The organism is Streptomyces sp. BK340 (assembly GCF_007827595.1).
Lineage (GTDB): Bacteria > Actinomycetota > Actinomycetes > Streptomycetales > Streptomycetaceae > Streptomyces.
In genome coordinates this window covers 1-9,661 of record NZ_VISR01000062.1, presented here as the reverse complement: position 1 = coordinate 9,661, position 9,661 = coordinate 1, and the positions used below count along the sequence as shown (strand labels likewise).

Here is a 9,661-nt window from a genome sequence, read left to right as displayed (position 1 = left end):
GATCCACGGTGACGTCCCCACAGAGGACCGAACGCTCAACTCTCGCCCTGGACACGGCGAGCAGGAGCGATCCACCTCATTGTGTTAGCCGCTATAAGCCAGAGGAACCTCGTGGGCGCCTATCGAGCCGCCCAAGCTGTACAGCAGAGAAGTACAGCAACCTCAGCAACCGACCATGCCCGACAGTCACCCTGAGGGACCGAATGGCGGCCGCTTTGACCCTGATTGACCGATCTCTGCAGAGCTACGGATCAGAAGGTTGTGAGGGGGGTGGGTGCGGAGCCATTCGGCGTCCCGAGACCCAGCAGTCCGGGGACCCCTATCCGGCCCCCCTTAGCCGCCGTGCTCTCCGGAGAGAACATCGAACCGGCTCATCTCTGCAACGGAAGCTAACAGCCACCACTGACAACGCCCTTGCCCCCGTGGCCGACGCCCCACGCACACGTGCCAGAACCGTGCCAGGTCGTGCGGGGAACCACGGGGAATAGCGGGGAGCACCTGCCGACCAGCCCAGCTCCGTCAGCGGCTCCGCCGCTGATCAGCCCGCGGATCGCCCGTCAAAGACCCGAGCTTCCCAAGCTGAGGGCCATGGAGGTGAACAGCTCCAGGTTGCCTTCACGGGCCGGCCGTCGCGGCTTGCTCTAGTCGACCGCACCGGCATCGTTGCTGTGCCCGGCGGGGTGCAGCGACGGGCGCCCCGGAAAATCCGACGGACCGTCATGAAATGGCGAGGTTAACGACGATGCGGTTTCTCCTTGATCTTCGCGGCCTTGCCGCGACGCTCACGGAGGTAGTACAGCTTGGCGCGGCGCACCTCACCGCGGGTGACCACTTCGATCTTCTCGACAGTCGGCGCGTGCACCGGGAAGGTGCGCTCGACGCCGATGGAGAAGGAGACCTTGCGGACCGTGAAGGTCTCGCGAACACCGGCACCCTGACGGCGGATCACCACGCCCTTGAACTGCTGCACACGAGAGCGGTTGCCCTCGATGACGCGGACGTGGACGTTGACTGTGTCACCTGGGCGGAAGGCCGGGACATCGGTGCGCAGTGACGCGGCCTCGACCGCCGCCATCAAGTGTCCGGCACTTGCCTTATGCGGGATGCCATTCGGCACTGGACCTTCCTTAAACGATGGCCAATTCTATCTCAAGAGTGCGTTGTGCTTTTGGGCGTATCTGATGTAGCCCTGAATGGCGGCCCATACAGTCACTGTTTCGACCGCCAGGAACGCAAGCATCACGAGGATTCCCAGCAGCAGAGACGCCGAAAAACAGTTGAGCGTCACGCGAAGCATGAGGGGGATGGCGGCAAGAGAGGAGTTCCCCCAGAATTGGTGGTACCTGTACTGCTCGTCGATGATTGTGCGAAAACCTTCATGCCGATTACTCTGACGAAGATTCCTGTAGAGGCTGGCGGCAGGTCTATGGCTCTTGCAGATTACCTCCTCGTACAGGAGGGCTCGAATTGGAGTGAGGGTAAGACCGACCGCAAGTGAAGCCATGAGGAGCAAAAGAAAGAGGCCGATATTAGAGCTGGAAGTCTTGAATGTCTTGAAGGTTTCCGCAGCCTGATGGTTCCAAAGACTGAACCCGTAAAGGCCAATTAGCCCCGGCAAGAAGAATGCAATCAAGAGGCCAAACGTCGTCACGGTGAAGTCTTTGGCCTGCTCCATTCGTACTCCGCTAATGTTGGCTAGCCCTCGCGCGGTTGGATGTCTGCGCAATTATAAGACGATGCGAATCGGTGATGCGGGAGCGACATCAATTGTTGGTCCTTCTGGGCTACTGATCGATGTTCTTTAGGTACCGCGACCAGAGCGGCTGGCCTGCGGTTGCACTCTTCCAAGTCGGCGCTCGGCGTACCGTCACGCGATGCCCCCTGGCCCAGCCTCGGGCGGGAGGTGGGGTCGTGACGGTGAGTGCCTAAATGCGTGGCAACAGCGACGTACCGCGGCAGACCGCCACAAGGCCAGCTAAGTGGGCGCCCGCTGTCGCCCTGATCGGCGTGCTTGTAGTTGTAGCGGCAACGTCGTGGCGACGGAGAGCCCCAGCGATCCTGGAGCGCCAGGAGCAGCAGCCCCGGGGCCTCTAGGGCAATCGGAATGACCCGCGTTGACCGGTCTCTGTAGAGCTACGGATCAGATCCTGCTCCTCCGCAAGCACCCCCAGGACGCATCAGCGGTGAGTGTCTAACCGCGTGACACCACCGACGAACAGCCGCGCGGACGTCTGTGTACCGTCGCAGCAGGTGAGAGGTACGTCGGCTGGAGGTCAGGGCTCGCCGCAGTTGCTTCAGGACGAAGAGGTCACTCAGTTAAGGTGCGCCCCCATGACCAACAAAGCCCCGGCCTGTCCAGAGTGCCGCCTGCCTCTGGAGTCTGGCGGCCTGGTGCTCTCCGAGCGGGAGGACGACGGCCGGCGGACCTGTCGGTCGCTGTGGAGGTGTGCCGATGGGCATGCCTGGTGGAGCTGGGCAGACCGACCGGACGACCCGTTGGAGATCTGCCCGGTACCAGGGCTGTTCCGCTGACATCCAACGTTGACATCAACGAGGACGGACGGCGGCGACAACCGACGGCCACGTATGACACCAGCGCGCGACGTGGGCCGCAACCACGCCAAGGGCGGAGCGAACTCCTAAAGCGGATGTCGCAAGGCTGGATGGCTGTCTCATGACCAGAGGCTACGCGGTGACCGCTGCACCACTTGGCGGGGCACCATCCCTCGCCGTGGCGATTGCGCTCTCAATCTCCGTCTTAAGGTGTTCGATTTCACGGTTGGCGCGCCGCGTGTATGACATTGAGTCTGGGTCTTCCCGGTGTGGTCGTCCGCTGGCCATGCTTAGGCGACGGTCAGGCGCAGGTGGGTGATCTCGTACGACAAATTGGATATACCCGTGAAACATTGCTGTGGCTGGCCTCACGATGACGTGGTCAATCTCTCGGACGGCGAGTGACCGAATGCCTTTCATGCGTGGGCCATAGCCCTCCTTTCGGATGGTGACGGTTTCGCCGTCGAAGTTGATGCTCCCAAGCACGCCTTTAACGGTGGTTAGTCTCTTCTGGTCGCTGCATACAACCGGCGGCGTGACCGCCTCAGCGGGAACTGCGCATGAGGGCCCCTGGCCTCTTGCTGATGCGGTATCAGCGCTGCTGGTCCGCTGTTCTTCCTGGCTCCGTGCGATGCCAGCACCGGAGATGGGCGCAGACTGCGGCTCGGGCGATATCCGGCCCGGCATGGTCGCACCTGCGTCCTGCCACACCGTGCGAAGCCCGGTGACGAAACCGTCGAGGTATTCCCTGCTCGGAGTGAAGGACCAACGGTCGTACCCGATCGGGTCGACCAGGGCTCCGAGGTGATCGGCGAGCAGTGGCAGCCATGTTGGTCCCGCGGCACCTGAGGCGGCTTGTCCCGTCTGTATGTCTAGCCACCCATTGCACCAGCCTTCCAACCAGCTTCCGAAGTCGAAGTCTCGGTTGGCAAGCTCGTCAAGTGCCAGCCAGCTAAGGTGAGGAGCTAGGCGCACTCCGTCCTGGTAGCCACGCTCTCGTGCGCGATGGCGATCAGCCTTCAACGCAACGACTGCTAGCCTGACATCGGAGTACCGATCTGCCCGGTCTGGCTCCGCGATGCCGGCACTTGTGTGCTTCCGCTCCGGCCCGGGTGCCCTAGGGGCCGTGCGCCCGCCCGCGGTTGTAGTCGCGCTCTTGTGCGCAGTTGTTTGCGCGTCCTCAGACAGGTTTGGGGGGATGGTGAGATTCAGAAATTCCTTGGAATACGTACCGCCTGTGTCGGGTGACTGGCCTTCCGACTCGTCTTCACTGCCGAGCCACATACCCTGTGTATCGATGAACGCCTGAAGCGCAGCGATAAACCCGTGGAGAGACTCATCGGTCAACTCATTGACCCGCGGGACCTGAATCCATGTTGCTTCGCTACCACGCCGCAATTCCTCAGTGAGATTAACCCAGAAGAGTCGCTTTTCGTCGCGGTCATAGACCACGCCCACTACAGGGAGACGGCTCTCCTTCCAGTCATCCCGATGGCCGGCGACAGGAATTGCGTACCCGTTGGCCCGCTTGTACTTCTTGCCGCTCTTCACCTGGATGGCGATGACGTGCCCGGTACGCCGACCCTCACTGGCGAACGCGACGTATAGGTCTTCGCCGTGATCAGCGCCCCCGTCGATCTCCTGGACGAGGTGGTCATGCTCCTCAAGCAGCGTCCGCAGGGCGTTGACTCCTGCACGCTCGATCTTCCGGCTCGCGCTGATGGTCGCCACGAAGGGCACCTCCCCCGACACGTCCCACTACCCAATGAAGCGTAGCCGCGGAGAGGGACTGTCACGCCCGATCGTCGCGCATCGCGGATGAGTTCGGCCCAGCCTCACGGTCGGACGGCAACCGGGGCAGGCGAAGTTATCGTGCCAGACACGTCCCAGATCATGCGGGAACCAGAGGGAATCAATGGGCCCGTCCGTCATGAGCCGACACCATCCGCCGCACGTCCCTCCGGCAACGAGCCCTTTGGCAACTGAGCTTCCCAGGCTGATGGCACAACAGATGTGGCCTGTCGTCCGTCCGGGCTGCGGCGCTGGGGCGCCGGTCCCGGCCGGACGGCAGGCCACCTGGCTAGACCCTCGCTGAGCGTGTCTCGGCTCAAAGCGATGCGGAAGCCGAAGGACGCGCTTCACGTTCCGTCGCCTCCAAGCCGGCCTGGATGAGCCCTGCCAGGAGCAAGGCCGCTTCAGGCCGCACTGTGCCGAGGCGGACCAGGCCGTCACCGCGCACATTCACGTCCGCCGTGAGCCCCGGAAAGTCCGCCTCCAGCCCCAGCGCAGCGAGTTGCTCAGCGAGACAGTCGGCACCGCGTCGAGCCTCACCCCAGCCTCGGACGTAGCTCACGCCGACCGTGAGGTTCTCGGCGCGTGGGGCGATAACTCCGCGTCGGTCTGTCATGACTTCACTCCCTCGGTTCGCGGTCAGTCTCGGTGTCGGGGTGAGGCTCAGCAGCGCTCGCCAGGGCCAGGCGCAGCAGCTCGGCCAGGTGCTCGGCAGTCGCAGGCGAGACGCGGCCCAGTTCGACCAAGCCGTGGCCGAAGGCGTTCAGGTCGGCGCGCAGGTACGGGAAGTCGCGCTCCATACCCGCACTGATCAAGGCGTCGCGGAGGGCCGTTGTTGCGTCACGAGCGGCGTACCAACCGTCGCTGTCCAACGGGGACCAGCGCGCTGCGTCAAGGCGGCCGCGGGATTCCTCATGCACCGGAAGTCGACTCCTCCGGATAGGCCGCCATGGCGTCAGCAGCGGAGGTGAACCGATCGCCGTAGCGGTCGACGCGTGCCAGTAGCTCGGCGGCAGCGACAAGCACTGTTGCCAGGGCGATCGGACGGAGCGGATTGGCCTCTGGACGCCGTACCGGGGCCCGGAGCCATTGGTAGCGGTCGCCGCTCAGGGGCATGGGCCCCGGCACCACCACCACGGATTTGAGACCGAGGTACCGGTACTCCGGCGGCTCGCTGGTCTCGCGCCTGAGGAAGTAGGTGAACCAGTCGCGGCTGTTGGAGCTAAGGAAGAAGCCGACCCTGCGGGCCCGGTGGTCGACCATGACCGGGCCGCATGGCAACTCGCGGCGGCACATCTGATCGAACGTCTCCAGGCCGAGCCGCTGTTCCACCGACACCACGTCGAAGAGGCGGCCAGCGGGAATCATCGACGGGCTACGCGGGTCGTCCGCCCAGAGCGCCCGGCACATCACCGGGTCGTCCGCCGCTGCCGACAGCCACTCGATGCCTCTCCTGGTCATCGTTTGCACGTCTTCTTCCCACCTCAGGTCGGCTACCCCACGGCGCCTGAGCCGCAGTGGGTTCAGCGTCGCGGGACTGGCACTGACCAGGGCAGATGACGACAGGTGACGGGGGATGACGAGTGGCGCGGAAGCCCGTCACCCCCCGTCGTCCCGAAGTGGTGGTGATAAATCCCGCTCGCCGCTGCCAACGGGGTTGTAAATCACGTACGTTCGTGATGGTCGAGGACCACGCACCACCCCCTTTGCGCTGCCAGGAGGAGGGAAAGGCCGTCTCCCATGGACCCCGTCAGCGAGCGTTTACGCCGGGCCCGAACCGAACGCGGCTGGAGCCAGCTGCGATTGGTACGGGAACTACGCAAGGCTGCGGCCAAGCGCGGCCACCAGCTCCCCACCGACGACAGCGTCAAGCGGCGCATCGCGAGCTGGGAGAACGGGCACAGCGTGCCGGACGGGTTCTACGGCGCTCTGCTCGGGGACGCATACGGCGCCAGCCCACATGAGCTGGGGCTGGAACACGACGGCAGAGAGGACGCCGCACTTCTGGACGCCAGCTACCCCGACAGCCCTGATGCGGCTATCAACACAGTTGACCGGCTATGGAGCGCCGACCTGAACCGGTACGAGCCGCTGTTGCAGTCCGAGGCGTCCGAGCCGGCGTGGAACGAGGCGTCCTTGCGGTGGTTGGTGGCTCCGGAGCCGGCGCCCCGATCCTGTCGCCCGGTGGGGCTGCGTGTGGGGCTCGGAGACGTGGCAGCAGTGAAGACCACGGCCGACATGTTCGCAAGGCTCGACGACCAGTTCGGCGGCGATCACGCCCGGCGGGCCGTTATCCAGTACCTCAGTGCCGAGGTGGTTCCGCTGCTGCGCGGCGGCTACAGCGACGCCGTGGGGAGGGCTCTCTACTCCACCGTGGCGGAGGCGACCTTGCTCGCCGGCTGGATGTCGTACGACGCCTGCCATCACGGACTCGCCCAGCGCTACTTCCTTCAAGCCCTCCGGCTGGCCCAGGACGCCAACGACCGGCGCCTTGCCGGAAGCATCCTGTCGGCGATGAGCCACCAGGCCACCTTCCTCGGCCGGTACACCGAGGCAGCGACGCTCGCCCGTGCCGCCCTGATGGGCATCTCGGCGGTGGCGACGCCGACGCTCCGGGCCCAGTTCCATGCGATGGAGGCTCGCGCGCTCGCCCGTACAGGAGATGTCCGAGGGTGTGAAGCAGCTCTGGCGGCGGCGACGCGAGCGCTGGAGGGCAGGAACAGCGACGACGAGCCCGAGTGGATCGCCTACTTCGATGAGGCGGAGTTGGCCGCCGAAGCAGCGCACTGCTTCAGGGACGTCAACAGCGCCAGGCAGGCGGTCGCCCACGCGGAGAACGCGATGAGCGGCAGCCACGTGCGGAGCGACTTCTTCGCGACGATGGTGCTGGCCGACGCCCACCTACGCGCCGACGACATCGAGGAGGCCTGCCGGGTGGCGGTGGATGCGCTGGATCTCGGGGAGAACCTGAAGTCCGCACGATGCGTGAGTTACCTGGCCGAGTTCCGGGCGAATCTGCTCGCGGCAGGGGACAACGCGGTGTCCCAAGCCTTCGCGGAGCAGGTAGGCGAGCACCGGTTGTGGGTGGCAGCCGCAGCCAGCGGTCCTGCTGCTCGTTGAGTCGGCAGGCGATGTCCGAGGTTGTTCAGAAGGCGCCCCATGTATCCCGGCCCTCACCGGTCCGAAGGGAGTACATGCGCTTCTGGAACTCGGCCGCGAAACGCTCGCTCGTCGTCACCTGGTGCCCGATCCACGCCACCATCATCAGTTCGCGGAGGTCAGCGAGGGTCTCGTAGCCGGGCCAGTTCATCAGGTCGAAGCCATACCGGTGGACGAACTCCGCATACTCCTCACGGGTGTGCCACCCGTACCGCTCGTAGTAGATCGCGGTGAGTATCAGGTCCCACTCACGCGGGGCCAGGGCGAGGCCATCGAGATCGATCAGGACGGCGTGGCCATCGCGGTGGCGGAGGACATTCCCAATGTTCGCGTCACCGTGGATCATGCCGAAGGGAAGGACGAAGTCCAGGCGGTCGTACTCCTTGCCCAGCTCGGCCGCCCGCCCCTCCAGAAACTCTCGATCCCGATCTGAGATGCCGTCCAGGCCCGCCAGGGATGAGGCCAGCTTGGCGTGTGGGTCGAAGTACGGCAGGCCCATGGATTCAGGCTCCTCCAGCCAGTGGAGGCGCTTTAACAGATCTGCAAGCTCCCCTACCGTGGCGTATTCCTCCCGCTCCTGGACGCTCTCCCAGAAGGTCACGACCCGGCCACCGACGACCACGGGTTGGGCAGTGTCCCGCGGAACGCGCGCGGCCGGGAAGCCGGACTGCTCCAGCCAGCGGGCGACGCCCACGGCGCGTTCCATCTCAGGAAGAACGGCAGGGTCCCGAGCGATGCGGACGATCACCGGTTCCGAGGCCAAGCGGTAGACGGCGTTGGATCCGAGGCGCAGCAACTCGGCGCCGGTCGGGTCGAGGCCGGCGGAGCGGCAGGCGTCTCGGAGGACGGGCGCCGTACCCCCGGCCGTGAACCCCGTGTCGCCGCCGTCTTCCCACCCGCCGTCGCTGCCCGAGATCATGTGACCGACCATACGGGGCGCATCCCGACGCCGACAGGTCACCTGCGTAATGTGGACGTAATGATCTTGGTTAGCCGCTCGACATCGGGTAGCTCCGGCGCAGGTCAGACGGGTGTCGGCCCAGTGAGCTCACCTGGCCTCCGGAGCCGTGTGCGCAGGTTCGAATCCTGCCGGGGGCACCCAGCATGAGGTGCCCAAAGACCCCGTCACCAGCGGAAACGCTGAGGCCGGGGTCTTCGCGTTTGTGCAGGCGTATGCGGCTCGGAGCGGGCGTATGCCGGGGTCTGTGGACGAGGCGTGGACGGGATCTTTGGGCATCTCCGCAGGTGAGGTCCAGGAAACGGCGAGGCCCGCACCGGCACCAGGCGCCCCCGCCCGGCACGGAATCGTCACGCAGCAGGGGCGGCCGACGGCCGACCAAGAGCGCTGCCGGCACCTCACCGCGGCTACCAACTTAGGCCTGAGCCCACGCCTGACGATGCCGAGCAACGCTATACGCCTGCTCCACCTGGTCGGCTGTGAGAACGCCTGAGAGCGGAGCGAGTGCCGACACTTGACGCTCCTGGTACACCCGGACATCGAGCTGCGTAGCGACCACCTTCAACTCGGTGACTCCGACGAAGACGAGCACCGGCTGCACGGATACCGGGAAGTCGCAATAGCGCTCAAGCACTCGGGCAACCCGCTTGGCCTCAGCCCGGCTCTTGCGCGCATAGGGCTCCGGTTTTCCGTGATCGACTTTCACGGAATCGTCCCCAACCCATACGGCCCTCTTGTCGTGGTGCTTCGTATTGATGCTGAAGACTCCACCAGGCCCGATCAGTAAGTGATCGATATCCACTTTGTTGGCCAAGGGGATGGAGTGCAGGACGCGCCATCCGTGGCGCCCCAATCGACTCAGCTCCGCTCCCACTCGCCGCTCCCCCGCCAACCCCCTTCGCCAGGAGTCCCATTCCGAGCGCCGCCGCAGAAGCCGTGAGACGACTCGCTCCATCAGCCCGGGGCCGGATTCGGCGAGCAGATCATGCAAGGACCGCCCGGGAGGGTTGACGGCCAGGTCGTCGGCCGGCGTCAGAGGCGGCAGCATCGGACGCGCCCGAGCCTCCGGCGCCTTGTCTGGCGGGAGAGGCCCGGTGAGGCTCTGTAACAACGGCTAACACAATGAGCCCAGTTGTCGGTGGGTGATGAGGCAGCAGGCGAGTTTGAGGAAGGCTTCGTGGATGTCGGCTCGCCGTTCCC

8 protein-coding genes are annotated in these 9,661 nt (G+C 65.2%); 1 reads left to right on the top strand and 7 read right to left on the bottom strand.

The annotated features are described in order from the left end of the window. Window positions 1–733 precede the first annotated feature (733 nt). The 5 genes from rplS to FB157_RS46810 form a co-directional block, all read right to left on the bottom strand. Window positions 734–1,075, bottom strand: a complete 342-nt coding sequence (gene rplS / locus FB157_RS46840) for a 50S ribosomal protein L19 (RefSeq protein ID WP_145887937.1) — start codon at window positions 1,073–1,075, stop codon at window positions 734–736. A 69-nt stretch (window positions 1,076–1,144) separates the two neighbouring features. After that, a complete protein-coding gene (locus tag FB157_RS46835) occupies window positions 1,145–1,675 on the bottom strand; it encodes a hypothetical protein (RefSeq protein WP_145887936.1) in 531 nt (176 codons plus the stop codon). Between the two features lie 1,010 nt (window positions 1,676–2,685). Next, complete coding sequence (locus FB157_RS46825; RefSeq protein WP_186582018.1) at window positions 2,686–4,284, bottom strand: DUF4365 domain-containing protein; 1,599 nt, start codon at window positions 4,282–4,284, stop codon at window positions 2,686–2,688. Between the two features lie 680 nt (window positions 4,285–4,964). Then, window positions 4,965–5,264, bottom strand: a complete 300-nt coding sequence (locus FB157_RS46815) for a hypothetical protein (protein ID WP_186582017.1) — start codon at window positions 5,262–5,264, stop codon at window positions 4,965–4,967. Then, window positions 5,257–5,805 carry a bifunctional DNA primase/polymerase gene (locus FB157_RS46810; protein WP_145887940.1) on the bottom strand — a complete coding sequence of 183 codons (549 nt, stop codon included), beginning with the start codon at window positions 5,803–5,805 and terminating at the stop codon, window positions 5,257–5,259. The genes FB157_RS46815 and FB157_RS46810 overlap by 8 nt, the downstream gene beginning before the upstream one ends. A gap of 279 nt (window positions 5,806–6,084) precedes the next feature. On the opposite strand from FB157_RS46810, the gene FB157_RS46805 reads away from it, so the two are divergent. Further along, window positions 6,085–7,464, top strand: a complete 1,380-nt coding sequence (locus tag FB157_RS46805; protein ID WP_145887926.1) for a hypothetical protein — start codon at window positions 6,085–6,087, stop codon at window positions 7,462–7,464. 25 nt (window positions 7,465–7,489) lie between these two features. On the opposite strand, the gene FB157_RS46800 is transcribed toward FB157_RS46805, so the two are convergent. Further along, a complete protein-coding gene (locus FB157_RS46800) occupies window positions 7,490–8,422 on the bottom strand; it encodes a phosphotransferase enzyme family protein (RefSeq protein ID WP_145887924.1) in 933 nt (310 codons plus the stop codon). Window positions 8,423–8,876: 454 nt separating this feature from the next. Then, window positions 8,877–9,416: a nuclease-related domain-containing protein gene (locus FB157_RS46795; protein WP_261387070.1), complete on the bottom strand. Its 540-nt coding sequence runs from the start codon at window positions 9,414–9,416 to the stop codon at window positions 8,877–8,879. Window positions 9,417–9,661 lie beyond the last annotated feature (245 nt).

Excerpts from the sequence above, each read along its gene's own strand:
- rplS (WP_145887937.1), bottom strand. The coding sequence starts at position 1,075 with ATGGCGGCGGTCGAGGCCGCGTCACTGCGCACCGATGTCCCGGCCTTC.
- FB157_RS46835 (WP_145887936.1), bottom strand. The coding sequence starts at position 1,675 with ATGGAGCAGGCCAAAGACTTCACCGTGACGACGTTTGGCCTCTTGATT.
- FB157_RS46810 (WP_145887940.1), bottom strand. The coding sequence starts at position 5,805 with ATGACCAGGAGAGGCATCGAGTGGCTGTCGGCAGCGGCGGACGACCCG.
- FB157_RS46805 (WP_145887926.1), top strand. The coding sequence starts at position 6,085 with ATGGACCCCGTCAGCGAGCGTTTACGCCGGGCCCGAACCGAACGCGGC.
- FB157_RS46800 (WP_145887924.1), bottom strand. The coding sequence starts at position 8,422 with ATGATCTCGGGCAGCGACGGCGGGTGGGAAGACGGCGGCGACACGGGG.
- FB157_RS46795 (WP_261387070.1), bottom strand. The coding sequence starts at position 9,416 with ATGGAGCGAGTCGTCTCACGGCTTCTGCGGCGGCGCTCGGAATGGGAC.